Origin of the sequence: Dyella caseinilytica, from assembly GCF_016865235.1 — a bacterium.
GTDB lineage: Bacteria > Pseudomonadota > Gammaproteobacteria > Xanthomonadales > Rhodanobacteraceae > Dyella_B > Dyella_B caseinilytica.
Genome location: NZ_CP064030.1, coordinates 2,076,605 through 2,102,946, shown reverse-complemented (window position 1 = coordinate 2,102,946; position 26,342 = coordinate 2,076,605). Strand labels below are relative to the sequence as shown.

Here is a 26,342-nt window from a genome sequence, read left to right as displayed (position 1 = left end):
CCATCCATGATGTCACTTTTTCCCGGCGGCAGACGAGCTGATCGCGACGTGTGCCGCCACCCATCGTTATAGGCGAAATGAACGCGATAATCGATTGTTTTGCCAAAACATTTATGCGAACGTCACGACCAGCAAGAACGGCGACAGGAAGCCAGCATCGTGACAGACGCAACATCGCCCCTGGAAGCAAGCTTGCCGCAACGCCGCACGGCCATGCCCATCTTGATGGCGGTCACCGTGTGCGTGGGTGTCGTTGCGGGCGCGGGAGGCATGTGTCTGGGGCTACTGCTGCATTACATCCAGCATGTGGCCTATGGCTACAGCATGCATCGCTTGCTCAGTACGCAGAGTTTTCTGCAGGGCGTCACCAACTCCACGCCTGAACGGCGCATCGAAGCGTTGTTGGTCTGCAGCGTCGTTGCAGGATTGGGCTGGTGGGCGATGTACCGGTTTGGCAAGCCACTGGTCAGCGTCGACAAAGCATTGAAATCAGATGACCCGCGCACACCGGTTGTTTCGACAGTGGTGAATGCGTTGCTGCAAATCATCACCGTCGGCCTGGGATCGCCGCTTGGCCGCGAGGGTGCGCCCAGGGAAGTCGGCGCCACGCTTGCAGGCTGGCTGTCGCACCGCATCGGACTGACGCCGCAAGAAAGCCGCGTGATGGTTGCCTGCGGCGCGGGCGCCGGCCTGGCTGCGGTCTATAACGTACCGCTGAGTGGCACGCTGTTTGTGCTGGAGGTGTTGCTCGGCACCTTCACCACGGCGGCGGCCATCCCTGCCCTGCTCACGTCCGTGATTGCCGCCACGGTCGCCTGGATCGGACTCGGCAACGATGCGCAGTACACTGTGCCGACGTTTGAACTGAGCGATTCGCTGATGGCCTGGTCGATGCTGATCGGGCCGATTTTCGGCTTTGCGGCCTACGGGTTTTCGCGTCTGGTCAACATGGCACGCAGCCATGCGCCACGCGACTGGCGTTTGCTGCCAAGTTGCCTGCTGGCGTTTCTCCTGATCGGCCTGGCGGCCATTTTCTATCCGCAATTGCTCGGCAACGGCAAAGGACCCATCCAGTTGGGTTTCAACGACGGTGTCAGCTTGCAGATGGCTGCCATCCTGCTGATCCTGAAAGCGCTTGCCATGCTGATCTGTCTGCGTGCTGGCGCAGGCGGTGGATTACTGACGCCGGGCATGTCGCTGGGTGCCATGCTGGCCATCGTCATGGGCGGTTTGTGGAACCATGCTTTCCCTGTCGTACCACCGGGTGCCTACGCCATCGTCGGCGCTGCTGCTTTTCTCGCGGCATCCATGCGCATGCCGATCACCGCCATCGTGATGGCAGTCGAGCTTACGCGCGTCGATCACGATTACTTGTTTCCGGTGGTCTTCGCTGTGGCTGGATCCAGCGCAGCGCTACGCATATGCATCCGGCGCTTCGACAAGATACATACGCCATCCATGACGCTACATAAAGAGTAATGCAGCGTCACGTTGTGTAGCCATCAGGTATCCTGCACGTGCCCTGTTGTCACTTCACAAGCTCGTAAGGGCGATACGTCGGCTCCCACACCAGTGATTTCAAACGTTGGTCGAGCGTCGCCTGATCGCAGGATTCCGCCACACCGTCTGCCTGCGCCTGAATCGCCACGGCTTTCGCCACCGCAAGTGATACCTCACGCAGTTGATCCACCGGCGGAAGCAAGCGCGCATTACGATCCTTCACGGTCGGCGACATGGCAGCCACCACCTTGCCGGCGACCATAAACATGGCATCCGTTACACGCTTTGCGTTCACCGCCAACACGCCAAGGCCAACGCCAGGGAAAATGTAGGAGTTGTTGGTCTGGTCGACCGGAATATCCTTGCCCTGCCACTGCACCGGGGAAAACGGACTGCCCGTACCGATCAAGGCACGTCCGTTCGTCCACTCCATGACCTGCTGCGGCACGGCCTCGCTGCGTGAGGTTGGATTGGACAGCGGGAAAATAACGGGATGCTCGACGCCCTCCGCCATCGCGCGCACGACTTGCTCGGTAAATGCGCCTGCTTGGCCGGAGACACCAATCAGTACCGTTGGCTTGGCATTGCGCACCACTTCCAACAGGCCGATATCTCCCGGCTCATCCAGTACCCAGTCGCTGATCGCTTCGCGTTTCTGCACGAAAGGCGTTTGTGCGGGCGTGATGCCCTCCATGCCATCGACCAGCAAACCGTTGCGATCAACCAGGTAAAACGCAGCGCGAGCTTCCTCTTCACTGAGACCGGCATCCACCATGGCGCGCAGTAACAGCGCGGAGATGCCGCAACCGGCCGAACCCGCACCCAGCACGGCAATGCGCTGTTCGGTCAACTTGATGCCAGTCACGTTGACGGCAGCCAGCAAAGTCCCCGCGGCAATCGCAGCGGTGCCCTGGATGTCGTCGTTGAACGTGCACAGACGATCACGGTATTTGGCCAGCAAGCGGCTGGCATTCGAACCGGCAAAGTCTTCCCATTGCAGCAGCACATTCGGCCAACGCTCGATCACGGCGCTGACAAATTCTTCGACAAACGCATCGTATTCAGCACCCACGATGCGCTCATGACGCCAGCCGATATAAAGCGGATTGTTCAGGCGCTCACGATTGTTGGTGCCCACATCCAGCAGGATAGGCAGCGTCAGATCCGGATGAATACCCGCACATCCGGTGTACAGAGAAAGCTTACCGATCGGAATGCCCATGCCACCGGCACCCTGGTCGCCAAGCCCCAGAATGCGCTCACCGTCACTGACTACAATCACCCGCACGCGGTCATAGCGCGGATCGGCCAGAATTTCGCGAATACGCCCCTTGTTGGGATAGCTCAGAAACAGGCCGCGCGGCTTGCGCCAGATCTCGCTGAAATGCTGACAGCCCTCGCCCACCGTGGGCGTGTAGACCAGCGGTAGCAATTCTTCGATATGCCGCACCAGCACGGCATAGAAAAGGGTTTCGTTGGTGTCCTGCAGGTCGCGCAGAAAAGCGTAGCGCTCAAAGTCGGTACTGAAGGCGCGCAGCACGCGCAAGCGGCGCTCAGCCTGTTCCTCGATCGTGGCGACATGAGGCGGAAGCAAACCATTCAAACGAAACACGTCGCGTTCGTGCAGACTGAAGGCCAAGCCCTTGTTCAACATCGGCTTGGTAACAAGATCGAAGCCGGTAAGATGCGTTTTGAGAGGCGTTTCCCATTCCGATGCAACCACTTCAGTCATGACAGCTGTTCTCCTGATTAGCCTCCCCTTGCATCATTAAACACCTTTTCGTGTTACGGCGGTGTATCACGTGTTGGTCAATGGCTAATCGGAAAATTTTCTTGACGTGTCGTAATCCCTTGCATTAATCAATTTGCGAAAAACTATACCCGTCGTCCCGGCGAAGGCCGGGACCCAGCGACTTAACGAGTGCACAAAGACACTGGGTCCCGGCCTTCGCCGGGACGACGGGTGTGTAGATTTGACGCAATAATGAGTCTTGTTAGTGCAACAGCCGAAACTACGGCTGCACAGTCGCCGCCGCATCTGTCGCTTTCTTCGCCGCCACCTTGGCATCGCTGGCAGCTGCATCGGCCTCTTCCTTCAACAGCTTCACATATCCCTTCGCCTCATCCGCCTGGCAGGTGATGTGGATGCTTATCTCATCGCTCACCTGCGGCACGTACAAGCCCAGGCCGAAGTCGGAGCGATTGAAGGTGGTGGTCGCATCGAAGCCCACATTGGGCAAGTTGTCGCGGATATTCGTGCCGACCTTGTTGATGGTGACATCGAGCATGATCGGCCTGGTCACACCATGGACGGTCAGGTTGCCCGTTACCTTCAGTTTGTCGGGCGCACTGCCGCGCTCGACCCGGGTACTCTTGAAGATGGCCGTCGGGTATTTGGCAACATCGAAGAAATCCACCGAATGGAAATTGTCGTCCAGGTCCGGCACACCGCTGCTGAGGTTGGCGAGCTTGATGGTGGCCGAAACCGATGCGCGCGTCGGATCGGCCGGGTCAAAATCCAGCGAGCCTTCGACCATGGTGAACTGCGCCGTAGGGTTGGAGAAGCCCAGGTGGCTCCAGCGAATGATGCCTTCGCTATGTTGCGGCTCAATAATGTAGGTGGTGGCGTATAGCGGCGCACAAGCGAGCATCAGCGATGCGGCGAAAACCAGACGGCGGATCATGCGGGCAACTCCTGTGGTGTGAACAGCCGTCACTCTGCGAGTGCTACCGCAGGAAGTCCTGAAACGGAGCCTGAAATACCCTGAAGATCTCTGAATCGCACGCGTAGTTGCCGCACGCAGAACCAGATGCGAAGATCTCAGGGCGAACCGTTCGCCTATACAAACAAAGGTTTATATGTCATCCGGGCTGGATCAATCGTCCAAGGCCACCTTGCGCATCGGCGACTGGGTTGTCAGCCCCTTGTCAGGTCAGATGACGCGCGATGGCGAGACCGTCCGCCTGGAAGCACGCACCATGCGGTTGTTGCTGTGTCTGGCCGAGAATGCCGATCATGTGGTCAGCATCGACGATTTGCTGGAACAGGTGTGGCAAGGCGTGGTGGTGACGCCCGACTCGGTCTACCAAGCGGTAACATCGCTGCGTCGCCTGCTCGGCGATGATCCCAAGCAACCCGTCTACATCGCTACGGTGCCGCGGCGAGGCTACCGCATGGTCGCCCCGGTCAGTACCGGCGATATGCCGGTATCGTCCGCGGCTGCGCTTTCGGCGGCCAATGAGGACTTCGTGCCGCAACGCGAAACGGCAGCACCCCATTCCGGCTCGCGCCGCCTCTACCTCAGGCTGCTGATGATTGGCGGCCTGCTAGTTGTCGCCTGCATCGCCTTCTACTTTGTGACCCGGCCGCATCCGCTCGAATCATCGACGGCAGTCACCGCTCCCGCACCGGATCCACGATCCATTGCCGTGCTGCCCTTCCTGGATATGACCGATGCCATGAACGAGGAACCGTTTGCAGATGGCATGACGGAAGAGCTGATCGACAAACTGAGCCAATCAAGGGAGCTGCACGTCGCCTCGCCCACGTCATCGTTCTACTTCAAGGGCAAGCAGGTCACCGTCGCCCAGATCGCCAAGGCGCTCGATGTGGCCTATTTGCTGGATGGCAGCGTGCGCAAGTCCGGTAATACGCTGCGAGTGGCAGCACGATTGGTTCGTGCCGATGATGGTTTCGTCGTGTGGTCGCAGACCTACGATCGCTCCTGGGACGACAAGCTGATGATCCAGGACGATATCGCCAGCGAAGTCGCCAAAGCATTGAAAGGCTCCATCCACTAGGCCATTCAGCTGCCACGGGTCACCCTGACATAACCGTAACGGGCTTCGTTGTTGAATGCGCACACTTCCATAAGGAGATGCGCTCATGAAGACCCGAATCGGCGGTATCGCAACGGCCTGCGCAGCAGCCATGATCCTCGGCTTCGCCGGCAGCGCGGCAAGCGCGCAGGATCTGGGCAGTCTCGGCGGTAAGCTGGGTGGCAGCAGCCTGGGCAACATGCTCCCTGGCGGCGGCACTTCCGGCAGCACGGGGAACGTGGCCGGCATCCTGCAGTACTGCGTCAAGAACAATTATCTCGGCGGCGACTCGGGTGCCTCGGGCATCGCCGGCAAGCTGCTTGGCAAAACCCAGGGCGGCGGCAGTAACTCTGACTACCAGAATGGTGCGAGCGGCATCCTGCAAGGCAAAGACGGCCAGAAAACCGACCTGAACAGCATCGGCGGCGGCAATAGCGACATGAAGTCCAAGCTCACCACCAAGGCCTGCGGCGTCGTGCTCAACCAGGGCAAGTCGCTCGTGGGCGGCGGGTCATCATCCGGAAGCAAGTTGGGCGGATTGCTGGGGCATTGATATGCGTCACATGTGCCGGATCGGCACCCTGGTCGATCCGGCACGAAGCATGCGGGTTGGGTATCCCCTCAACCTACAAAAGCGCCTTGGCGTGATGCGCAACATGCTCGCCAATAAAACTCGCCACGAAGTAATAGCTGTGGTCGTATCCGGGCTGCATACGTAATGTAATGGGATAATCCGCCGCATCGGCTGCCGCCTTGAACAGATCAGGCCTCAGCTGTGTGTGCAGGAATTCATCCGCCTCGCCCTGATCGATCAGCAGTGGTAGCCTTTCGCTTGCCGCCTTCACCAACTCGGTGGCGTCATAGGCTTTCCACGTTTCACGGTGGTCGCCCAGATAAGCCGAGAACGCTTTTTCGCCCCACGGTACGTGACTGGGCGCGACGATGGGCGAAAACGCCGAGACACTGCGATAACGCCCCGGGTTTTTCAGCACAACGCTCAATGCGCCATGACCGCCCATGGAATGGCCGCTGATCGCACGTGCGTCGGTCACGGGAAACCGCGCTTCAATCAACGCAGGGAGTTCCTGGGCAACATAGTCATACATGCGGTAGTGCTGCGACCACGGTGCCTGCGTGGCGTTGAGATAGAACCCAGCGCCTTTGCCCAGGTCGTAGCTATCCACATCCGCGACATCGTCACCACGCGGACTGGTATCCGGCACTACCAGCGCCACGCCGTGTTCGGCGGCATAGCGCTGCGCTCCGGCTTTGGTGATGAAGTTCTGCTCGGTGCAGGTCAGGCCGGAAAGCCAGTACAGCACGGGCACCACCCTGCTCGCGGCTTGCGGCGGCAGATAGACCGCAAACTGCATGTTGCAATCGAGGGCCGCGGAGCGATGGCGATAGACATCCTGCCAACCACCGAAGCAGGCGCGGTGCTCGATACGTTCCAACTGCATGATCGTTGTGCTCAGAAGTGGATAACCGTGCGGATCGACTTGCCTTCGTGCATCAGATCGAAGGCTTCGTTGATGCGATCGAGCGGCAGGGTGTGCGTGATGAACGGATCGAGATGGATCTCACCGCGCATCGCCTGCTGCACCATGCCTGGCAACTGAGTGCGACCTTTCACGCCGCCGAACGCACTGCCACGCCATACACGGCCAGTGACAAGCTGGAACGGACGGGTGCGGATCTCCTTGCCCGCTCCGGCCACGCCGATAATGATGCTTTCGCCCCAGCCCTTGTGACAGCACTCCAGCGCCGCGCGCATCACGTCCACATTGCCGATGCATTCAAAGCTGTAGTCAACGCCGCCGTCGGTGATCTCGACGATCACTTCCTGGATCGGCTTGTCGTGATCCTTGGGATTGATGCAGTCAGTCGCGCCCATCGCTCGCGCCAATTCAAACTTGGCTGGGTTGGTGTCGACCGCCAGGATGCGTCCGGCCTTGGCCTGTACTGCCCCCTGGATCACCGCCAGACCAATGCCGCCCAGCCCGAACACTGCAACCGTTGCGCCGGGTTCGACCTTGGCCGTATTGTGCACTGCGCCAATGCCGGTGGTGACGCCGCAACCCAGCAAACACACCTTTTCCAGCGGTGCCTGCGGATCGATCTTGGCCAGCGAAATTTCCGGCACCACGGTGTATTCGCTGAAGGTGCTGGTGCCCATGTAGTGGTAGATCGGCTTGCCCTGGTAGGAGAAGCGTGTGGTGCCATCCGGCATCAGCCCCTTGCCCTGCGTGGCGCGCACGGCCTGGCACAGGTTGGTCTTGCCGGAAAGGCAGAACTTGCACTTGCCGCATTCGGCCGTGTACAGCGGAATCACATGATCGCCGGGCTGCAGCGTGGTAACACCCTCACCCACTTCCACCACGATGCCGCCACCTTCGTGTCCGAGCACGGCCGGAAAGATGCCCTCCGGATCGTCACCCGACAACGTGAATGCATCGGTATGGCACACGCCGGTGTGGGTGATCTTCACCAGCACCTCACCCGCCTTCGGCGGCGCAACGTCGATCTCAACGATTTCCAGTGGTTTGCCCGGCGCAAAGGCAACGGCGGCGCGTGACTTCATGATGCTCTCCTAAAGCAATACAACGTAAACGCGAAGATTAACATCTGTGAGCAGGTGTCACCGGAAATGGCTACTTTACGCGGAGCGAAAGTGGTCATTTCGGCAACGATCCAACTGGCGTAGCGTGTCTTCAGCGTGTACGGGGATGAGCCATGCGCGAACATGCAAAAATCGGATGGATGACCGCATTCGCCGTGGCATGCCTTGCCTGCTTTCCATGGGCCGCACATGCCCAGACTGCAGCCGAATGGGAGGCGCAACAAGAAGCGGCAGGCAACAAATCCGATCGCATCATGGCCCAAGCCATGCAGCATGAGGGACTATTGGCGCAGTACCTGGCCATGCATCATGCCTACGACAGTGATCACTCCAAAGCTTTCCAGCTGATCTTCGGCCAATACATCAGTTGGTACTTGAGTTTTCTCGGCAACTATCCCGATGCCGTGCGCACCTTCTCCGTTTCGCAGCCGCCCGATCCCGAGGACAATCCCTCGCCACTTGCCGCCAACAGTGGCTATACCGCGCAACCCGCGCTCGACGCGATTCCCGAGCTGGCAAAAAACTATCGCATCGTGTTGTTCAATGAAGCGCATAACGTGGCGCTCACACGCAGCCTGACCGTGCAGTTGCTGAGCCGCCTGCGACAGGAGGGCTTCGATTACTTTGCCGCAGAGACGCTATCTGCCTCCGACACTGGGTTGTCAACACGTGGCTATCCCACTGACCACAGCGGCTTCTATACCGAGGAACCGATCTACGCGGAGATGGTGCGTACCGCGCTCAAACTTGGCTTCAAGGTGGTTGCCTATGAAGCAGTCACCCCAACGGGCAATACCGATGTACGCGAAACCGAGCAGGCCAGTAATCTTTATCAGCAGGTATTCGAAAAAGATCCTGCGGCGCGGTTGGTGGTCAATGCCGGCTACGACCACATTGTGAAGTCGGGCGTCTATCTGGATGGTTCATCCATGGCCGAGCACCTTTCCCGGCTCACGCATCTGCCGATGCTGTCGGTCGAACAGACCATGTTGTATCCGCGCCCGTCCAGCAGTGGCGATCATCCTTATTACACCGCCGTGATGAAAACGCTGAAGCCAACGTCGCCCATTGTATTTGTCAATACTGACGGCAAGCCGTGGACGCTGCGTTCAAACTACGATGTGAGCGTGTTCTTCCCGAGAGAGAGAATCGATCGCGACCGCCCCGAATGGTTGAGCCTTGGCGGCCTGCGCGTTCCGTATTTCATCAGTGCCGATCGCTGCCAGGGAGATTACCCCTGCCTCATCGAGGCGCGTTACAGTGACGAGGGACCCGATGCCATTCCCGCAGATCGCCTGATGCTGGATCGAGTGTCTCAGATCGATCCTGGCTATCGCATCAACGTATACACCAGCAATCAGGACGCGCCTTCCGGCAATCTCTATCTGCGTCCAGGCAAATACCATCTCACCTTCAGCGACGGCAATGGCCGGGTGTTGCACAAGGAAGATATCGTCGTGATCGGCGCATCACCGTGACGCTTTTTCCTCGGCAACCTTAACCTTCGAAAATCAGAAACAGATAGGCCAGAAAGAGGATCAGGTGCACACCGCCTTGCAGGACATTCGTGCGTCCGCTGGAAAAGGTCACCGTGCATAACACCAGGGTGAGCACGAACAGCAGCAGGTCTGTATGTTCCAACCCCAGGCGAACCGGGTGTTGTGTCAACTCGCTGATGACGATGATGGCCGGAATGGTCAGACCGATCGTCGATAGCACCGAGCCGAGGAAGATGTTCATGGATCTTTGCAGGTTGTTCGTGCCCGCAGCGCGCACGGCACCGATGATTTCGGGCGTGGCGACCAGCACCGCCATCACCAATCCAGCCAGCGCTGCCGGCTTGCCCATCGTCTCGACTACGTAATCCACCGGCGGTGCCAGTTTCTCAGCCAGATACACCACCAGCGCCATGTAGATCACGAGCAGCGTAACGTGCAGACTCATGGGCGAGCCGGACGAACCTTCAACCTCATCGTGCCCGGCCGCGGCAACATCACCCTGAACGGCGAAATACATGCGATGCCTGCTGGACTGCAAGGCCAGAAAAGCCACATAAAGACCTAACGACACAGTAGCCACAAAGATCTTCTGCGGCATCGACAGCATCGGATCACCGGCCGGCGCGGAAACGAAATTCGGCAACACGAGGCTCAGCACGCCCAGTGGAATAATCACACCCAGATAGGTGTTGGCGCCTTGCAGATTGTAGTACTGCTCCCGATAGCGCCAGCCACCCAGCAACAGCGAAAGTCCCACCATGCCGTTGAGGACAATCATGGTGACAGCGAACAACGTATCGCGCGCGAGTGTAGGGTTGTTAGCCCCATGCAGCATGATTGCAGTGATGCTCACCACCTCGATGGACGTCACGCAGAGCGTGAGAATCAGCGTCCCGTAGGGCTCACCCAATCGCACCGCCAGATGTTCGGCATGGCGTACCACGGCCAGGGCAGAACCCAGCACCACAGCAAACAGCCAGAAGAAAACCACTGCAAGGCGATACAGGCTGGAAAGCCCGCTGAACATCGAGTCGCCGAAGCCGTAGAAGGCAATCGTGGTCAATATACTGAGCCCGAGAAACTGCTCTTTGCGGACCCATGCCAACACACCAGTCGTCTGCATGGCATTCCCTCCGTCACTCGAAGCGATCGTTACAGGAAATACAGGCCGGAAGCGCGATGGCTGCCGCAAGGTTAAGCAGCTGGCCGGATGGTGTCAAAGGCCGCGGTTGCCGCCTTTATCGCGGTTAATCCGAAAAGGGTGCTAGTGTCCGGGCACTGCCCCGTTTCATCCGCGACACATGCAAAAAATCCTGTTTTCCATATCTTTGCTGGTCACGTTGTTGGCCGGCAGCACAACCTCCCACGCCAGCGACGCAGCAGCCGTTTCGAATGACGGCACGGCAGCCACGCACGGGCCGATCGTGGTGCTGATCACCATCGATGGCTTTCCCGCCCGCGCCCTCGACGATCCACGCCTGCCCATGCCGACCTTGCGCAAGTTGCAGGCCGCGGGTGCCTATGCGCAATCCATGCAGCCGATCAATCCTTCGGTGACGTGGCCGAACCACACCACGCTGATCACCGGCGTCACGGCTGCCGAACATCACGTCATGGCCAACGGCCTGATCACGCTTCCCACCGATGGCAGCGAAGTGGCGGTGAAGCCCTGGGTTCCCAAAGAGCAACTGGTTCATGCCACCACGCTCTATGACGCACTGGCCGAACGCGGCATGAGTACGGGACAGGTGGACTGGGTTGCCATCTACGGTGCGAAAAATGTGCGCTGGGCATTCGCGGAAAAGCCGGACATCAACAGCCCGATTGCGCAGGATCTGATCGCGCAAGGAAAGGTAACGCCAGAGCAGGTCACCGGCTTCCTTGATGGCGGCAGTGCAGCCTGGCACGACCAGGTATGGACTGACGCCGCAATCGACATCCTCACCCACCACACGCCCAACCTGCTGCTGTTCCATCTGCTTCAGACCGACACGCTGCAACACCAATACGGTGCACTGTCGCCAGCGGGGTACGCCGCGTTCGCCGACGCGGACAACTGCATCGCACGCCTGATCGATGCCGCACGCACGGCCGGCATTCTGGATCGCATCACCTTCGTCGTTGCATCCGATCATGGCTTCACGGACTACACACACGCCATTCGCCCCAATGTGGCATTGGTGCAACAAGGTCTGTTGCAGATGCGCAATGGAAGCTACGAAGGCGATGTATGGATTCTTCCCGAAGGCGGCGAGGCGTCGCTGTTTATTCGCAATCCGTCCAAGCGCGCCACGCTGACACCAAAGCTCAAAGCCTATTTCGAGACCCAGCCCGGTATCGCGGCGGTCTACACGGCCGATGATGCGCCAAAGCTCGGGCTTCCCACAGCCGGCACCACAGATCAGGCGCCCCAGCTCTATCTCCTCGCCAAACCGGGCTATGCCTTCTCGGGTGGCACGGAGCCGCCCATTGTGAAAGACGTCGATCCCGCCAGGGGCGCGCACGGCTACCTGAACACCAATCCGGATATGCAGGCGCTTTTCATCGCCTCGGGGGCGCACATTCGGAAAGGTGTCGACCTGGGCCACATCACCAACTTGCAGGTGGCGCCGACCATCGCAAAAATTCTCGGTATTTCGCTGCCTGCGGCGCACCAGCCCCCGCTGACAGACGTGTTACAGCCATGACGGGAGGACCATCCCGTCACTACAGATTTGCTTCCCGGTGCCGAACTGATTAAACATGCGCACGGGGCTTCCCAAATTTTTGCTTTTTGGCCTTTGTATTCAAGGCCCATGACAGCCTGAAGTTTATGCAGATTAAAAAAATCGTCTCCCGCCCTGCTGCCGTCGCAGCGCTGACCATCTCGGTGGGTATGACGGGTTTTGCCCATCCCGCGCTCGCCACTGACATCCCCACACCGCCGGGCTGGGTGCTTACCTGGGGCGATAATTTCGCCGGGCAAGCAGGCACGCTGCCATCAACCAGCATCTGGCGCATCGACACCGGCCATTCGTACCCGAATGGTCCAGTCAACTGGGGCACGTCCGAGATCGAACGCTATACGACTGATCCGGCGAATATCCGCCTGGACGGAAAAGGGCACCTGCTGATCACACCGCAGCGCAGCGCGGACGGCGAATGGACTTCCGGGCGCCTCGAAACCATTCGTGACGACTTCACCGTCGCCGAAGGCGGCATGTTGCGCATGGAAGCCCGCATCCAGATGCCGGACATTACCGGACCGCGAGCGTTGGGTTACTGGCCTGCGTTCTGGGCGCTGGGCAGCAACTTCCGCGCTAACGGGAAATGGCCCGAATCCGGCGAATTCGACATCATGGAGAGCGTCAACGGGCTTGACGCGGTGTGGGGCATCCTGCACTGCGGTATCAATCCGGGCGGCCCTTGTGCCGAACCGATCGGCATCGGCAGCCGCCTGCCTTGCCCGCATGAAGCCTGCACTTCCGGCCCGCACACGTTTACCTTCGAATGGAACCGCAGCGTCACGCCGGAGCAATTGCGCTGGTTCGTGGATGGACAGTTAGTCAACCAGGTGGCCGAGAACCAGATGTCCGCGGAAACCTGGCACGAGCTAACCGACCAGCGCGGTTACTTCATGTTGCTCGATGTCGCGGTGGGCGGCGGCTTCTCATTCGTGATGGCCGGCTGGAAACCCACGCCGACACCGGAAACCGAACCGGGCCACCCGATGGTGGTGGATTACGTCGCGGTATGGACCAAGCCTGGCAATGGCAAGAAGGTGCCCGCGCCGCCGGAGATGGCCGCTGATGCGGCCAAACAGGATACGAACCGTTGAGCTTCCCGACCTGCTTTGGGAAGGATTTGAGTGAGATGGTTCGTTACGTAATGCGCGAACCTGCATAAACACTCCCTCCCCTATGGCACGTAGGGGAGGAAGCAAATGCGTGCTTACTACCAGATCTTCACCCGATTATCCGGCGTCAGATAAAGCTTCTCGCCAGGTTGCACCTTGAACGCGTCATACCAGCCATCGATATTCCGCACCGTCTGCGCACGCAGGCTGTCCGGTGCATGCACATCAGTCGCAAGACGCTGGCGCAATTCCGCATCGCGGGTCTTGGCACGCCAGCTCTGCGCATAAGCGAGGAAGAAACGCTGATCACCCGTCAGTCCATCGATGACCGGTGCCGGTTTGCCATGCAGCGATTTGTGATAAGCCGCATAAGCAACGGCCAAACCCGCCACGTCAGCGATATTCTCGCCTAGCGTCTGCTGGCCGTTGACGAACAGGCCGGGCAAGGCTTCGTAATGGTTGTACTGCTCAACCAGCTTCTGCGTATCGGCTTTGAAATGCGCTGCATCCTGCGGCGTCCACCAGTTTTCCAGCTTGCCTTGCGCGTTGAAGTCAGCGCCGGTGTTGTCGAAGCTGTGACTGATCTCGTGGCCGATGGTCGCGCCGGTGGCACCGTAGTTGGCTGCGTCGTCTGCATTCGGATCGTAGAAGGGTGGCTGCAGAATCGCCGCGGGGAAATTCAGCGCGTTCTGCAACGGCAAATTCACCGCATCCACGGTCTGCGGTGTCATCCACCACTCGCCGTGATCGACGGGTTTGCCCAGTTTCGCCAGTGCATATTGGAAGCGCAGCTCAATCGCACGCTGGTGGTTGCCTAGCGCATCATCCGGACGAATCACCAGCGTGCTGTAGTCACGCCAGGTATCCGGATAACCCACGCCCACGCGCAGGGTTGCAATCTTTTCCTTCGCCTTGGCGCGGGTTGCTGGCGTCATCCATGCCAGCGTGTCGATGCGTTCGTCGAAGGTAGCGAGCAGGTTCTTCACCATCGCCTGCACCTTGGCCTTGGACGACGGCGGGAAATAGTGCTTTACGTATACCTGCCCCACCGCGTCGCCCAGATCGTCGCTGGCGGCGTCCACGGCGCGCTTCCAGCGCTCGGTTTGCTGTGGTGTTCCTTCCAGCGTGGTGCCGTAGAAATCAAAACGCAGATCGGCGTAAGCCTTGGGCAGCAGCGATGCCGCGTTGTCGATCGCGTGATAGCGCAGCAGTTGCTTCCAGGCGTCGATGGGCTCGCTGCCAACCAGCGCGGCAAGGCCGATGATGCCGGCGGGCTGCCACAGATCGAATTGCCTCTGGTTACCCAGGTGCGCAGCCTGAAAATAGATGTTCCAGTTCAGGCCGGGCGCTTTCTGCGCAAACTCGCCTGCGCTCCATACGGTAGAAGCCTTGTGCACATCTTCGCTATCGACCAGGTTCTCCTGTGCCTGCGCGATCTTGGTTTCCAGCGCGATGATCGCCTTGGCCTGCGCTTCGGCATCGGGTGTGTCGGCCAGCTTCAGCAACGACGTCACATAGGCCTGATACTTGGCACGGAACCCGGCCATGTCCGAATCCTGCGACAGATAGTAATCGCGGCTCGGCATGGCCAGTCCGCCCTGCAGCAGATAGGCCATGTTGTGCGCAGGATCCTCCAGCGCCTGAGTCACGAACAAGCCGAACAGGTTTTCGGTCTGGAAGTTGGTGGCGTTGATCGGATCGACGTCGGCGCGTAATTCGCCGCCCAGCACGCGCGCCAGATCATCGCGCGTGCGAATGGCCGCGATCCGATCAAGCTCCGGCTGCAGCGATGCAAGACCATTCTTTTCAATCGCAGCTTCATTCATGAAAGCCGTGTAGTAATCGGCAATCTTGCGATCGTTGCTGCCTGGCGCCGGATGCGTCTTGGCCATGTTGCGGATCAGGTCCGCCGTGCGTTGCTCGGTCAACTCCTCCAGATCCTGGGTCGGACCAGTGCTGGACCGATCTGCTGGAATCTGCGTGTTCTTCACCCAGGTGCCGTTGGCATAGCTGAAGAAATCGTCACCCGGTTTTACCGCATGATCCATGCCACTCAGATCAATGCCGCTGTTATCGGCAACGGTATTTGCTGCGATCGCGGCAGGTGTGGCGGCTGCCACGGCCAGCGCGCCCAGCACAGCCATTGCAAGAACTCGTCGGAACGTTTGCATCGCCCTTCCCCAGAAAATGAATCTTGGAACAATAATCCGATGCAGCCCCAATTTGGGGCCGCCATGGGCATGACTTCTGGCCCATCGCCGGCACCTGCGCGGGAACAAGGGCTATGTCCGGGGCACACTTGCGGTGCATGATGATCGCCCAACAACCGGGAGAACTCCGATGATGGATTGGCTGGAATACCGTAAAGAATTGATGGGTCGCATTGGCGAAGTCGGCAAGCTCAGTCCCGATACCGTGGCCGGTTACCAGACCTTGTCCAAGGCAGGCCAGAAGACCGGCCATCTGGATGCCAAGACACGCGAGCTGATCGCGCTGGCCGTAGCGGTGACGACCCGCTGTGACGGCTGCATCACCGTGCATACCGGCGAAGCATTGAAACACGGCGCCACGCACGAGGAAATCGCCGAGGCGCTGGGCGTGGCGATTGCACTCAATGCTGGTGCGGCGCTGGTGTACTCGGCGCGAGTGATGGACGCGGTCAGCGCTCACGAAGCTGGAAGCAAGGCGTAAGCGCTCTTTATCAGAATTGCTTGCGCCGCTGCGCCACATCGTCCGGCGTGACCGTGCCCTGTTTGTTACCAAAATGGGCAATCACGTAATTGGCCAACTGCGCGATCTCCGTGTCCGAATACGCATTGCCGAATTCGGGCATGAAAACGTTTGGCCCCAGCGCGCGCAAATTGGAGCCATGTAGCAGCACCTGCGTGAGATTGGCGCCACGCACGTCATTGACGCCGCGTGTGCCCAGCAAAGATGCATAGGGCGTCTCCTGCCCCTTGCCGTTCCACTGGTGGCAGCTTGCGCAGGCGCCTTCGAAGAGTTTCAGGCCGGGATTGTCCGCGCTGGCGCTGTCGCCACCAGGCGCTGCGTTGCTGGAAGCAACAGCCGGCGCAGCCTGGGCATCGATGGTGATCGGATCCTTGCCTTCGCGCGCCGGCACGCTGCGCAGGTAAGCCACCAGCGATGCCGCGTCCGAAGGGTTGAGATAGCGCAGACTGTTTTCGACCGCTTCAGCCATCGGCCCAGAGGCTGTGCCGCGGCCATCCGCATGGCCGGTGCTGAGATAACTACTGATGTCGCTGTCGCTCCACGCGCCAATGCCATGCGCCTGATCGGACGTGATGTTGTAGGCACGCCAACCTTGCAGCTCCTGCCCGGCAAACTCATCACCATGTTCCATCGCAAAAGCGAAGTTGCGCGGCGTATGACACTCGCCGCAGTGCTCCAGCGCCACAGCCAGGTATTTGCCACTGTTCCATTGCGGCGATTGCGCAGGATCTGGCTGGAAGCGCTGGCTCTTGAAGAAGGCTGCATTCCAGAAGCCCATCGCCCAGCGCTGGTTGAAGGGGAAGGACAATTGGTTTTCCTTATCAGCCTGCGAGATCTTGGGCAGACTGAAAAGATAGGCCTTGATCGCCAGCACATCGCTGCGGCTGAGCTGAGTGTAAGAGGTGTAGGGGAAAGCCGGATACAGATGCTGTCCGTCGCTGCGCACACCTTCGCGCACCGCGCGCACGAAATCATCATCGCTCCAGCTACCGATGCCGGTAGTTTCGTCAGCGGTGATGTTGGACGAATAAATCGTGCCGAACGGCATCTTGAATGCCACGCCACCGGCAAATGCCTTGCCGGAACCGGGTACGGTATGGCACGCCGTGCAGTCGGCTGCTTTGGCGAGGTATTCGCCGCGTGCCAGCACATCCGAACTGGGAGGTGCACCAGCTATTGCCGGCGCTGTGCCATCGGAAGTATCCGGGCGATTGAGATAGACGTAGGCGCCGGCTCCCAGCAGCACCAACACCACCACGATGACGAGGAGGCGAGTCATGCCACGTTCCTCCCCTGGTTCGCCGTTCCGGACGCGGCCGACTTGAGCGCATCGGGACTTTGCACCAGCAGATCGCGATCCACCGGCAGCTTGTAAAGCCGCACGCCCGTCGCTGCGAAAATCGCGTTGGCCAACGCAGGCGCGGCAATGGCCGTGCCGACTTCACCGAGGCCACCAGGCGGTTCGGCATTGACCACGCGATGCACTTCCACAACGGGCGATTCGTTGATGCGAAGTACGCGATAGTCGTTGAAGTTGCTCTGCTCGATTGCGCCATCCTTGATAGTGAGACCGCTGTACATCGCTGCACTTAAGCCAAAGATGATGCCGCCTTGCACCTGTGCTTCGATGGAACTGGTGTTGACGGCGACACCCACGTCGAGACCCACCACGGCACGACGCAAACGCACCTCGCCTTGTGGTGTGACTTCCGCTTCCACAATCGCGCAGACGTGACTGCCGAAGGGTTCACCCAGTGCGATACCGCGTCCGACTCGCGCAGGCAACGGCTGACCGCCCCAACCGATTTTCTCGGCAGCAAGATTCAGCACACCCAGCGCCCGTGGACTTTTCTGCAGCAAAGCGCGGCGATACTCGAGCGGATCCTTGCCGGCATGATGAGCCAGTTCGTCGATGAAGCTTTCGAACACGAACAAATTGTGGGTAGGGCCGACACCGCGCCACCAGCCAGTGACCAATCCCGTCGGCATGTCGTGACGAATCCACTCCACTTTGCCCTTGGGAATATCGTAGGGAATTTCCGCCACGCATTCGACAGCATCACTATCCATGCCATCCTTGCCCATGGCAGCCGGCGCAAAACGGGCCAACACGGAGCTGCCACTGGTGCGATAACCGTACCAGACGGGTTTTCCATCCGCGTCGACCACGGCAGACACCACGTCGTGATACATCGGCCGCATGCGGTCGTGACGAATATCTTCCTCACGCGTCCATACCACTTTCACCGGGTAAGACACCTGCTTGGCGAACGCCACCGCCTGCTCGACCCAATCGGTTTCCAGCCGGCGGCCGAAACCGCCACCAAGATATTGGTTATGCAGGATGACTTTGTCCGGTGACAGACCGGTGATCTTCGCTGACTCGTCTACCGCGCGCGCAGGCACTTGTGTGCCAACCCAGATCTCGCACTGATCCGCAGTGACATGCACCGTGGCGTTCATCGGCTCCATCGTCGCATGCGCAAACATCGGTGACTGGTATTCCGATTGGACCAGCGTGCCTTGCGGACGGTCGCCATCGTTGCGTGCGGCGACGGATTTGCCGTTGCGTGCCGCATCGGCCAAAGTGTCGCGTAATTGTTGGGTGGTGAGATGGGCGTTTTCGCCACGGTCCCACGTGACGTTCAATGCATGCAAGCCCTGTTTCGCCGCCCAGAAATGATCACCGACCACCGCCACGGCATTGTCCAGTCGCAGGACATCGACCACGCCGGGTACCGCCCGTGCGGCTTTATCATCAACGGCAACGAGCTTGCCGCCAAAGGTAGGACACGCCATCACGGTGGCAATCTTCATCCCCGGCACCTGCACATCGATACCGAACTGCGTGGCGCCCTTGATCTTGTCCGGCGAATCGACACGTCGCATCGGCTTGCCGATCAATTTGAAGTCTTTGGGATCGGTCAATAACACCTTATCGGGCATCGGCAATTTGCCAGCCGCCACAGACAATGCGCCAAAACCGAGGCTGCGCCCCGACGCCGCGTGATGCACGACGCCGCGATCCACTGTGCAAGTGGATGGATCGACGTGCCACTGCGACGCAGCTGCACTCACCAGCATGCTGCGCGCCACCGCGCCCGCTTCGCGCAGCACCTGCCAGGTCGCCCGTGTACTGGTGGAACCGCCTGTGATCTGGCCGCCCAGCAACGGAATGCCATACAGCTCATCACTCGGTGGCGAATGCTCCACCGTGATCTGATCCAGGCCGACGCCCAGTTCTTCAGCCAGCAGCATGCAGCAGCCGGTGTAGATGCCCTGCCCCATTTCAACAGTGGGCATGACCAGGCGCACCTTGCCGGTGGTGTCGATACGGATAAAGGCATTCGGCGCGAACGGTGGATTGCCATCGGCCTGCGCGGCGGCGGCATCGCCCGGCTGGCGGCGCGCATTGATCATCGCCGAAGCCGTACCGGTAGTGCCCAGCCACAGAAAAGCAATCGCCAGCCCGCTGGCCTGCAACGCGTGACGTCGGCCAAGGTCGACAATCTCGGACCCGTGCTGCGCGTGATCGGCAGGCTTCTTCATGGCGCAGTCCCCTCCGGCGCGCTTACTATTGTCTGCAGGATCTCCTGCTTGCCCGTTGCAGCCTGCTTGATGGCTGCGCGGATGCGCACATAGGTGCCGCAACGGCAGATATTGCCGGACATGGCCGCATCGATATCCGCATCGCTGGGGTTGGGGGTCCGCTGCAGGAGCGCCGCGGCAGACATGATCTGTCCGGACTGGCAGTAGCCGCACTGCACCACGTCCACATCCAGCCATGCCTGCTGGATCTTCTGGCCAGCCGGCGTATTGCCGACAGCCTCGATGGTGGTAATGGAGCGGTCGCCGATGGCGCCGACCGGAAGCACGCAAGAGCGCACCGGCTGGCCATCCAGGTGCACCGTGCAGGCGCCGCATTGCGCAATGCCGCATCCAAACTTGGTGCCCGTCAGGCCGATGACGTCGCGCAGCACCCAAAGCAGCGGCATGTCGTCGGGAACATCAACAGCATGCGACTGACCGTTCACGGACAAGGAAAGCATCAGAACCTCCGCACGCCGCCATTGCCCCATTCTGACATTGAGCGATATATAGCTGACACCATGACGCTATGCGATCGGCAAATGCACGCTCGTCGTCCCGGCGAAGGCCGGGACCCAGTGACTTCGGGGCTGCTTAAAGACGCTGGGTCCCGGCCTTCCCCGGGACGACGGATCACTTGCACGGGCCCCAACACCGAATCGCAGATCCAGAAAAGGCATGCGACGATTGCCCCATGAACTCGGCACATGAGCTAAGCACCCTAATCGCCGCGTTGCGCACCCTTCATGATGAAGGATCGCCGAAAGCGGCTATGGCAACCTTGACCCGCACGCGCGGCTCAACCTTTCGTCGCCCTGGTACGCGCATGCTGGTATTGGGTGACGGCCGCGTGGTCTGCGAACTTTCCGGTGGTTGCCCGCAGCGCGATATCGTGGCGCGCGCGCTGGAAGTGATCGCCGATGGCGAACCGCGATTGGTCAGCTACAACGCGGAATCCGCACTGGATGTGCTGATCGAGATGGGCTGCGGTGGCGAACTGGAAGTCCTGATCGAACCACTTCTGACAACGCACGACACCGATTTCATCGATACCTTGTCGCGCAACCTCGATGAGCGACAGAACATCTACTTGGCCACGCTATTTGCCATCGGCCATGCCGTTACCACGCCGCGCCGGCTGATATGGAACGCTCATGGTGTATTGCACGATTCGCTTCAGGACCCGGCTCTGGTAACGGCCATTATTGCCCGCACGCCGCCTATCACCATGCGCCGAGCCACCGTACTTAGTCTGCCGTCCGCACTCGGTGAAGCCGATGCATTGGTCGAGGCAATTTCACCGCCACATGCTCTGTTCGTCATCGGCAGCAGCGCCGCAGCACGCGCGCTGTTACCGCTGGCGCGAGCGCTTGGCTGGCGCACCACGCTCGTCGACAGCGACCCCGCGCGATTGCAAGCTAACGATCTGCCCGCCGGACTCGACACGATCTGCGCAACGCCTACGAGCTTACCCGCAGCCCTGTCATTGGATGCACACAGCTCCGTGGTGGTGATGACGCACAATCTGGAACACGACATTGCTTACCTCAAAGCGCTGAAAAGTGCCCCGGCTGCCTACATCGGCGCGCTGGGCTCGCGCGAACGAGTGGCACGCATGCGCAACGACATGGCACTGGATGGCCTGCACCTGCACGCGCCTGCCGGTTTGGATATCGGCTCGGAAACGCCTGAAGAAATCGCGCTGGCCATTGCCGCCGAAATCATGGCCGTAATCAATCGTCGTAGCGGCAGTTCGCTGCGCAATAACAACGGCACGATTCACGGATGAGCACATCGCCTGTCATCCTGCTGCTCGCCGCGGGCGAAGGTAGCCGTTTCGGTGGTGCCAAACAACTCGCTGATATCGCTGGCGAACCGATGGCAAGGCGCATCGCACGAAGCCTGCTGGAACTGGATGTTCCCGTCATCGCGGTCACCGGCGCTCACGCCGAACAGGTGGAAGCAGTGCTCGACGATTTGCCGCTAAGTCTGGTTCGCTGTGAAGAATGGGCACTTGGCATGGGCAACTCGTTCGCCGCCGGCATGCGCGAAGTGATTCGCGCCTATCCGCACGCGTCCTCCGTGTTGATCTGTCTGGCCGATCAACCATTGCTCGCAGGATCGTTCTTGCGGGCGATGCTTCAGCGACACGTTGCAGTGCCTGATCACATTTTGGCAACGGAACATGCAGGCGTTTCGGGACCTCCCGCGCTATTTCCCCACGATTGCTTCGCCGCGCTGATGACGCTTTCCGGATCACATGGCGCGCGCAAAATCATTGAGCAGGAAACATCGCGCGTCGAGCTTTTTGCGTCGAATGACACTATCGACGTCGACACACAAGAAGACTTGAGAAAAGCACGCGAGCGATTGGCAAATTTGCCGAGCACCAGGTCATGAAAAATGACCCACGCATGACCTTCAACATGGCCTACGAAGCTGATGAAACCCGCTATTTGTGCGAAAAGCATTTTAATTTTCATTTTCTCGAGTGACAAAATATGGCTAATTCCGCCATTATTCCGGCGCCATTCACTCAGCAATAACAAATAAATCATCAAGCCGATGCATTTAAATCGATAAATATGACCTGGATAGAGATGGCCCGATAAATGCTTCCTATCTAGCAACATGATGGTACGTGCAAGCATCGCCGGCAGACGTATTTTCAGGCGTCAAATTTTCGACGCAACTCGGCAAGATTTCCTGAAAACGCCATTTCTTGAAACGTAGAAGTTTAATAAAAACAGCAAGTAATTCTTCACATGCCATCGACAGGTTGATGATTAGCATCTGAATTGGGTGAATCCAGTAATAACCCTCAACAATCCGAAAGGCGGGAATCCTACCGCTAGGTATTTCCGCAGGCCTTTAAAGGTCAGCCCACGACGCGTTGTCGCGGGTCATCGGTCAGTGTGTGTCTTGTGACTTCATGTGTCTTGGCCATATTGGCATGGCTCATGGGCATTAAGCCCATAGGGGGATTCAAATGAACGCTTCGATTCGCAATTTCCTCGTCGAGGAAGATGGCGTTACCGCGCTTGAATACGGCATTTTGGCGTGCATTGTTGCCGCTCTACTGATTAGCGTATTCCAGACCAACATCAAAACGATTTACAACGACATCATGACTGCACTCACCACTGCAGTCACATCGGCCACGACTTAGGAAAGCAGTTCGCCTTAAATCTTGGCTGGGCTCGTACTGAATTAATTGCGGCCTTAGTTAGCAGCTAACACGCCATTCAAGGATGGCGCGCTGTGGAGGCATGCGCCCTGCGCACCCATTACTGAGCCTGACCTGTGACGAACGGGACTTCAATGATGCCCACACTCCTATTTGCACTAGCTGTGCCCTTTTGCGCACTGATAGCGATCAGCGACATTTCCGCACGACGCGTGCCTAACTCACTGCTTGCCATCGTGCTGATTTTGGGGGCTCTCCTTCTTTGTGCTCAATGGGCGCAGGGTCAGACGGGGGCGCCGTCGCCATCGATGATCGGCTTGCTCGTGGGCTTGATTTCGCTGCTCCCGTTTTATGTCATTCATTGGATGGGAGCTGGCGATGTCAAGCTCTTTGCCACACTTGGCTTCCTGCTCGGAGCCAAAGCACTGTTGCCGATTTGGGTAATCGCAAGCTTGCTGGCGGGAGCCCATGCAATCTACCTATTAGCGTCGAATTATCGGCTGCGCCATGCCACGCAGGGATGGCTCGATGCCAGCACCACACATGCACTCACCAGCGAAAGGATTCGCCGTGGCACACCTTATGCTGCTTTTCTCTCAGCCGGCGCGCTGATCACGCTTTTCAATCCATCTCTGACGTACTGGTGAGGATCGAATCGCCATGCGCTCACCGCCAACTCGACATCATCTTGCGAAACATTCCGGCCGACGCTGGCAGCATGGCGTAGTGGCGATCGAGTTCGCATTGGTGTTCCTGTTCGGCGTGCTACCTCTGCTGCTGCTTACCTTGTCAGGCGTCATGATCTTCGCCGCGCAAGAAACCCTCAGTCTCGCCGCAGCAGAAGGCGCCCGCGCGGCGCTGCACTACGGCACCACTGCCCAGCGCGAAACGAATGCCTGCAACGCGGCAGAGGAATCGATGACGTGGCTGCTGAATTTTTCCGGACAGACACCGAATTGCGCCTCGCCCTCGGGACCTAGCAGCACCTATACGGCGATTGCCGTATCGGCACCTGCAGCCTGCCCCAGCACACCGGCGATGTCGTGCATGACAGTGATCGCTTCCTACAACTACAACGCTTATCCCTTCCTTCCTGGCACGAAGACGCTGTACGGCTGGGTGATGGGTGCAGTGATGAGCAGTTCGGCCACGGTGCAATTGGACCTTACCGGCGATTAAGGGCCCAGGCCCGCGACTCGGAGACAGCATTCATGCAGAAAATTACTCGAATCGCGGCGATCCTGCTGGTAGTACTGGCCTTCGTGCTGGCTGTGCTGGCGCTCAGCCTGGGGCGGCACAATACGCAACACACGGCCATACCATCCCAAGTTGTTGGCACCACGCCCGCATCCTCTGGTGAAAGTAACGGCGTACCAGTCGTGGTCGCTGCCGATGCACTGCCTGCGGGCCAAGCAATTTCGTTTTCGTCGCTGCGCCTCACCAACGAAGCGCAGCCACCCCAGGGCAGCTTCACGAATGTGGACGCGGTCGCCGGGCACTTGCCGTTGGTCGGGATTCCTGCAGGTACACCGGTTACTGCCGACTTGCTTGCACATGGCATGGCAATGCAGCTGATACCGGGCGAACGCGCACTGGCTGTGCCGGTGGATGAAGTCGCCGCCGTCGGTAATCACATCGTTCCCGGCGACTACGTTGATGTGTTCCTGAGCCTGAAGAGTCCGCAAAACACCGGCCCCGGACCGAACCGCGACCAGAGCCAGACACGACTGCTGCTTTCACGCCTGCGCGTGCTCGCTTATGGCGATCGCAATCTTCCTGTTCCCGCAGCTTCCGTTGGCAAGCCTGCGACCTCGACGGCCGAACAGTCCACAGTCAGAAACGACGTGGCAGAACAGGCTCGCACCGCCGTGTTGGCGGTGCCGTTAGCGGATATCGATGAACTGCTGCTGGGTGCGCAAAATGGAAAGCTCACGCTGGCACTGCGCTACCCCGGTGACGACAGCCAACCGGACAACCGACTGTTCCCGCAGCCACCTGTCGTACTTGCGCCGCTGGCGTACCTGTCCGGCGAGCAGCATGAACAGCTCAATTCGCCGGAGAACGATGCCTTTGCCGGCGTTGATGGCTCCGGCTTGGCCGGCCAGATCGTTGCGCTGCCGCGGGCAACCACCGGCCGCCACGTCGAACTCGCCTCCGGCATAGAGATCATTCGCGGCGCACAACGCAGCGACAGCACAGGAACCCATTCACCATGATGCGATACGGCTACCTGTACTGCCTGGGTGCGCTGGCACTGATAACGGTTCCCTGCATCGCCAGCGACGCGACTGCGGACGTTGTCCTGCAGACGCATGAGCAACGGCCATGGCGCCTGCCCGCGGATCTCGAACGCATCGCCATTGCCGATCCCGGCGTTGCCGATGTCGTCACCTTGAAGAGTCGCGGCGAAGTATTGCTGGTCGGCAAGCAGGCCGGCGAAACCGTGCTGCTGCTCTGGCATCACGGCCAGTCTCAGCCACAGCGTTTGACTGTCGTGGTGCGCAGCGCCATCCAATCGCAACTGGAAAACGATGCCGGCACCCAGGTCGACCAACAGGACGGCACCGCCTTGTTGCGTGGCGAAGCACCCAGCCTGCTCGACCATCAGCAAGCCTTGAATGCCGCCACGTCAGGCGACGCCAAAGCCGCTGTCGCCGACATGTCGACCATCGACAGCGGCGAGGTAGTACAGGTCGACGTGAAAGTGGTGGAGTTCGACAAGACGGCCATGAGCGAGATCGGGCTCAATCTGATCAAGAGCAATGGCGGCTTCACCTTCGGCACCTTTGCGCCCACCACACTGAGTTCAGTGCAGGTCGGCAGCACGCAGAACAGCAGCAGCACCAATAGCAGCTCCACCGTCGGCGGTGTCACGTTTACGGCAACCCAGCCGATTTCCTCTGCGTTCAATCTGATCTTCAACAAGAACAATCTTTTCGGCGACCTGAGCCTGCTACAAAGCGATGGTCTGGCCCGCGTGCTGGCCGAACCGACACTGGTCGCGCTTTCGGGACAGAGCGCCAGCTTCCTGGCAGGTGGTGAATTGCCCATCCCCGAACCGCAAGGCCTGGGCACGGTCGCCATCGTCTATAAGCCCTACGGCGTTGGCTTGACCCTCACGCCCACCGTGCTCGCGCCGGATCGCATTGCGCTGAAAGTGGCGCCGGAAGCCAGCGAGCTGGACTACACCAATGAGCTGGTGATCAGCGGCGTCTCGGTGCCCGCCATTACGACGCGACGCGCCGATACCACGGTGGAACTTGGCGATGGCGAAACCTTCGTCATCGGTGGACTGGTGAGCCAGGACATCACCAGCCAGATGAACAAGATTCCGCTGCTTGGCGATATTCCGATCATCGGTGCGTTCTTCCGTGACATGCAGTACAGCAAGCAGGACAAGGAGCTGGTGATCATGGTGACACCGCACCTGGTGCATGCCGTGGCGCGCGGCGTAAAGCTACCTTTGCCGGGCGAGCGAGAGCAGCAGCAAGCGATGCCGGTGTGGGGATCGTTCCTGCTCAATCCGGCCGGCTCCGACCAACTGCCCGGGTTTTCCCGCTAGAG

General features: G+C 59.6%; 23 protein-coding genes. 14 read left to right on the top strand and 9 right to left on the bottom strand.

Going from position 1 to position 26,342, the window contains the following annotated elements; all coding sequences use genetic code 11:
- Positions 1-159 precede the first annotated feature (159 nt).
- Positions 160-1,479 carry a chloride channel protein gene (locus tag ISN74_RS09265; RefSeq protein ID WP_203546731.1) on the top strand — a complete coding sequence of 440 codons (1,320 nt, stop codon included), beginning with the start codon at positions 160-162 and terminating at the stop codon, positions 1,477-1,479.
- Between the two features lie 49 nt (positions 1,480-1,528).
- Here the strand turns inward: ISN74_RS09265 and ISN74_RS09260 are convergent, their stop codons facing one another.
- Positions 1,529-3,232 carry an NAD-dependent malic enzyme gene (locus ISN74_RS09260; protein WP_188799049.1) on the bottom strand — a complete coding sequence of 568 codons (1,704 nt, stop codon included), beginning with the start codon at positions 3,230-3,232 and terminating at the stop codon, positions 1,529-1,531.
- 280 nt (positions 3,233-3,512) lie between these two features.
- Positions 3,513-4,184, bottom strand: coding sequence for a YceI family protein (locus tag ISN74_RS09255; RefSeq protein ID WP_188799048.1), 672 nt, complete (start codon positions 4,182-4,184; stop codon positions 3,513-3,515).
- 175 nt (positions 4,185-4,359) lie between these two features.
- On the opposite strand from ISN74_RS09255, the gene ISN74_RS09250 reads away from it, so the two are divergent.
- Together ISN74_RS09250 and ISN74_RS09245 are read left to right on the top strand one after the other, a co-directional pair.
- Positions 4,360-5,301, top strand: coding sequence for a winged helix-turn-helix domain-containing protein (locus tag ISN74_RS09250; protein ID WP_188799047.1), 942 nt, complete (start codon positions 4,360-4,362; stop codon positions 5,299-5,301).
- 85 nt (positions 5,302-5,386) lie between these two features.
- Positions 5,387-5,872, top strand: a complete 486-nt coding sequence (locus ISN74_RS09245) for a DUF2501 domain-containing protein (RefSeq protein ID WP_188799046.1) — start codon at positions 5,387-5,389, stop codon at positions 5,870-5,872.
- A 73-nt stretch (positions 5,873-5,945) separates the two neighbouring features.
- Here ISN74_RS09245 and fghA read toward each other — a convergent pair whose 3' ends face one another.
- Both fghA and ISN74_RS09235 read right to left on the bottom strand, forming a co-directional pair.
- Positions 5,946-6,773 (bottom strand): S-formylglutathione hydrolase, encoded by an 828-nt coding sequence (fghA, locus tag ISN74_RS09240; RefSeq protein ID WP_188799584.1) that lies wholly within the window; start codon positions 6,771-6,773, stop codon positions 5,946-5,948.
- Between the two features lie 17 nt (positions 6,774-6,790).
- On the bottom strand, positions 6,791-7,900 hold the full coding sequence (locus ISN74_RS09235; protein ID WP_188799045.1) for an S-(hydroxymethyl)glutathione dehydrogenase/class III alcohol dehydrogenase: 1,110 nt from the start codon (positions 7,898-7,900) through the stop codon (positions 6,791-6,793).
- Positions 7,901-8,052: 152 nt separating this feature from the next.
- Between ISN74_RS09235 and ISN74_RS09230 the strand changes: the two genes are divergently transcribed.
- Positions 8,053-9,417, top strand: coding sequence for a hypothetical protein (locus ISN74_RS09230; protein WP_188799044.1), 1,365 nt, complete (start codon positions 8,053-8,055; stop codon positions 9,415-9,417).
- A 19-nt stretch (positions 9,418-9,436) separates the two neighbouring features.
- Here the strand turns inward: ISN74_RS09230 and ISN74_RS09225 are convergent, their stop codons facing one another.
- Entirely contained in the window at positions 9,437-10,561 is a 1,125-nt protein-coding gene (locus ISN74_RS09225; protein ID WP_188799043.1) for a calcium:cation antiporter, read from the bottom strand.
- Between the two features lie 178 nt (positions 10,562-10,739).
- Here ISN74_RS09225 and ISN74_RS09220 point away from each other — a divergent pair, with 178 nt between their 5' ends.
- Together ISN74_RS09220 and ISN74_RS09215 are read left to right on the top strand one after the other, a co-directional pair.
- Positions 10,740-12,125 carry an alkaline phosphatase family protein gene (locus ISN74_RS09220; protein WP_188799042.1) on the top strand — a complete coding sequence of 462 codons (1,386 nt, stop codon included), beginning with the start codon at positions 10,740-10,742 and terminating at the stop codon, positions 12,123-12,125.
- A 125-nt stretch (positions 12,126-12,250) separates the two neighbouring features.
- A complete protein-coding gene (locus ISN74_RS09215) occupies positions 12,251-13,255 on the top strand; it encodes a glycoside hydrolase family 16 protein (protein WP_229679103.1) in 1,005 nt (334 codons plus the stop codon).
- Between the two features lie 116 nt (positions 13,256-13,371).
- Here the strand turns inward: ISN74_RS09215 and ISN74_RS09210 are convergent, their stop codons facing one another.
- Positions 13,372-15,444 carry a M13 family metallopeptidase gene (locus ISN74_RS09210; protein ID WP_188799041.1) on the bottom strand — a complete coding sequence of 691 codons (2,073 nt, stop codon included), beginning with the start codon at positions 15,442-15,444 and terminating at the stop codon, positions 13,372-13,374.
- A 169-nt stretch (positions 15,445-15,613) separates the two neighbouring features.
- Here ISN74_RS09210 and ISN74_RS09205 point away from each other — a divergent pair, with 169 nt between their 5' ends.
- Positions 15,614-15,964 carry a carboxymuconolactone decarboxylase family protein gene (locus ISN74_RS09205; protein WP_188799040.1) on the top strand — a complete coding sequence of 117 codons (351 nt, stop codon included), beginning with the start codon at positions 15,614-15,616 and terminating at the stop codon, positions 15,962-15,964.
- Positions 15,965-15,974: 10 nt separating this feature from the next.
- Here the strand turns inward: ISN74_RS09205 and ISN74_RS09200 are convergent, their stop codons facing one another.
- From ISN74_RS09200 to ISN74_RS09190, 3 genes are read right to left on the bottom strand one after another with little or no spacing between them, the layout of a single operon-like run.
- Positions 15,975-17,282: a c-type cytochrome gene (locus ISN74_RS09200; protein WP_188799039.1), complete on the bottom strand. Its 1,308-nt coding sequence runs from the start codon at positions 17,280-17,282 to the stop codon at positions 15,975-15,977.
- Positions 17,279-19,552, bottom strand: coding sequence for a xanthine dehydrogenase family protein molybdopterin-binding subunit (locus tag ISN74_RS09195; protein WP_188799038.1), 2,274 nt, complete (start codon positions 19,550-19,552; stop codon positions 17,279-17,281). Before ISN74_RS09195 ends, ISN74_RS09200 begins: the two co-directional genes overlap by 4 nt.
- The gene (locus tag ISN74_RS09190) at positions 19,549-20,052 is read right to left on the bottom strand and encodes a (2Fe-2S)-binding protein (RefSeq protein ID WP_188799037.1); all 504 of its coding nucleotides are present in this window, start codon (positions 20,050-20,052) and stop codon (positions 19,549-19,551) included. Before ISN74_RS09190 ends, ISN74_RS09195 begins: the two co-directional genes overlap by 4 nt.
- A 311-nt stretch (positions 20,053-20,363) precedes the next feature.
- Between ISN74_RS09190 and ISN74_RS09185 the strand changes: the two genes are divergently transcribed.
- The 7 genes from ISN74_RS09185 to ISN74_RS09155 all read left to right on the top strand — a co-directional run bounded on the left by ISN74_RS09185 (position 20,364) and on the right by ISN74_RS09155 (position 26,340).
- Positions 20,364-21,380, top strand: a complete 1,017-nt coding sequence (locus tag ISN74_RS09185) for an XdhC family protein (protein WP_188799036.1) — start codon at positions 20,364-20,366, stop codon at positions 21,378-21,380.
- Positions 21,377-21,991 (top strand): nucleotidyltransferase family protein, encoded by a 615-nt coding sequence (locus tag ISN74_RS09180; protein ID WP_188799035.1) that lies wholly within the window; start codon positions 21,377-21,379, stop codon positions 21,989-21,991. The genes ISN74_RS09185 and ISN74_RS09180 overlap by 4 nt, the downstream gene beginning before the upstream one ends.
- 589 nt (positions 21,992-22,580) lie before the next feature.
- Positions 22,581-22,760 carry a Flp family type IVb pilin gene (locus ISN74_RS09175; RefSeq protein ID WP_188799034.1) on the top strand — a complete coding sequence of 60 codons (180 nt, stop codon included), beginning with the start codon at positions 22,581-22,583 and terminating at the stop codon, positions 22,758-22,760.
- A gap of 230 nt (positions 22,761-22,990) precedes the next feature.
- On the top strand, positions 22,991-23,425 hold the full coding sequence (locus tag ISN74_RS09170) for an A24 family peptidase (protein WP_239004489.1): 435 nt from the start codon (positions 22,991-22,993) through the stop codon (positions 23,423-23,425).
- 13 nt (positions 23,426-23,438) lie between these two features.
- A complete protein-coding gene (locus tag ISN74_RS09165; protein ID WP_188799033.1) occupies positions 23,439-23,957 on the top strand; it encodes a TadE/TadG family type IV pilus assembly protein in 519 nt (172 codons plus the stop codon).
- Positions 23,958-23,989: 32 nt separating this feature from the next.
- Positions 23,990-24,994 (top strand): Flp pilus assembly protein CpaB, encoded by a 1,005-nt coding sequence (cpaB, locus tag ISN74_RS09160; protein ID WP_188799032.1) that lies wholly within the window; start codon positions 23,990-23,992, stop codon positions 24,992-24,994.
- Positions 24,991-26,340, top strand: coding sequence for a type II and III secretion system protein family protein (locus tag ISN74_RS09155; protein ID WP_188799031.1), 1,350 nt, complete (start codon positions 24,991-24,993; stop codon positions 26,338-26,340). Before cpaB ends, ISN74_RS09155 begins: the two co-directional genes overlap by 4 nt.
- Positions 26,341-26,342: the final 2 nt, after the last annotated feature.

Coding starts and splice junctions, on each gene's coding strand:
- ISN74_RS09220 (WP_188799042.1), top strand. CDS start 10,740: ATGCAAAAAATCCTGTTTTCCATATCTTTGCTGGTCACGTTGTTGGCC.
- ISN74_RS09205 (WP_188799040.1), top strand. CDS start 15,614: ATGATGGATTGGCTGGAATACCGTAAAGAATTGATGGGTCGCATTGGC.
- ISN74_RS09210 (WP_188799041.1), bottom strand. CDS start 15,444: ATGCAAACGTTCCGACGAGTTCTTGCAATGGCTGTGCTGGGCGCGCTG.
- cpaB (WP_188799032.1), top strand. CDS start 23,990: ATGCAGAAAATTACTCGAATCGCGGCGATCCTGCTGGTAGTACTGGCC.
- ISN74_RS09250 (WP_188799047.1), top strand. CDS start 4,360: ATGTCATCCGGGCTGGATCAATCGTCCAAGGCCACCTTGCGCATCGGC.
- ISN74_RS09215 (WP_229679103.1), top strand. CDS start 12,251: ATGCAGATTAAAAAAATCGTCTCCCGCCCTGCTGCCGTCGCAGCGCTG.
- ISN74_RS09190 (WP_188799037.1), bottom strand. CDS start 20,052: ATGCTTTCCTTGTCCGTGAACGGTCAGTCGCATGCTGTTGATGTTCCC.
- ISN74_RS09155 (WP_188799031.1), top strand. CDS start 24,991: ATGATGCGATACGGCTACCTGTACTGCCTGGGTGCGCTGGCACTGATA.
- ISN74_RS09235 (WP_188799045.1), bottom strand. CDS start 7,900: ATGAAGTCACGCGCCGCCGTTGCCTTTGCGCCGGGCAAACCACTGGAA.
- ISN74_RS09255 (WP_188799048.1), bottom strand. CDS start 4,184: ATGATCCGCCGTCTGGTTTTCGCCGCATCGCTGATGCTCGCTTGTGCG.
- ISN74_RS09230 (WP_188799044.1), top strand. CDS start 8,053: ATGCGCGAACATGCAAAAATCGGATGGATGACCGCATTCGCCGTGGCA.
- ISN74_RS09180 (WP_188799035.1), top strand. CDS start 21,377: ATGAGCACATCGCCTGTCATCCTGCTGCTCGCCGCGGGCGAAGGTAGC.
- ISN74_RS09200 (WP_188799039.1), bottom strand. CDS start 17,282: ATGACTCGCCTCCTCGTCATCGTGGTGGTGTTGGTGCTGCTGGGAGCC.
- ISN74_RS09185 (WP_188799036.1), top strand. CDS start 20,364: ATGGCAACCTTGACCCGCACGCGCGGCTCAACCTTTCGTCGCCCTGGT.
- ISN74_RS09225 (WP_188799043.1), bottom strand. CDS start 10,561: ATGCAGACGACTGGTGTGTTGGCATGGGTCCGCAAAGAGCAGTTTCTC.
- ISN74_RS09260 (WP_188799049.1), bottom strand. CDS start 3,232: ATGACTGAAGTGGTTGCATCGGAATGGGAAACGCCTCTCAAAACGCAT.
- ISN74_RS09175 (WP_188799034.1), top strand. CDS start 22,581: ATGAACGCTTCGATTCGCAATTTCCTCGTCGAGGAAGATGGCGTTACC.
- ISN74_RS09245 (WP_188799046.1), top strand. CDS start 5,387: ATGAAGACCCGAATCGGCGGTATCGCAACGGCCTGCGCAGCAGCCATG.
- ISN74_RS09195 (WP_188799038.1), bottom strand. CDS start 19,552: ATGAAGAAGCCTGCCGATCACGCGCAGCACGGGTCCGAGATTGTCGAC.
- ISN74_RS09165 (WP_188799033.1), top strand. CDS start 23,439: ATGCGCTCACCGCCAACTCGACATCATCTTGCGAAACATTCCGGCCGA.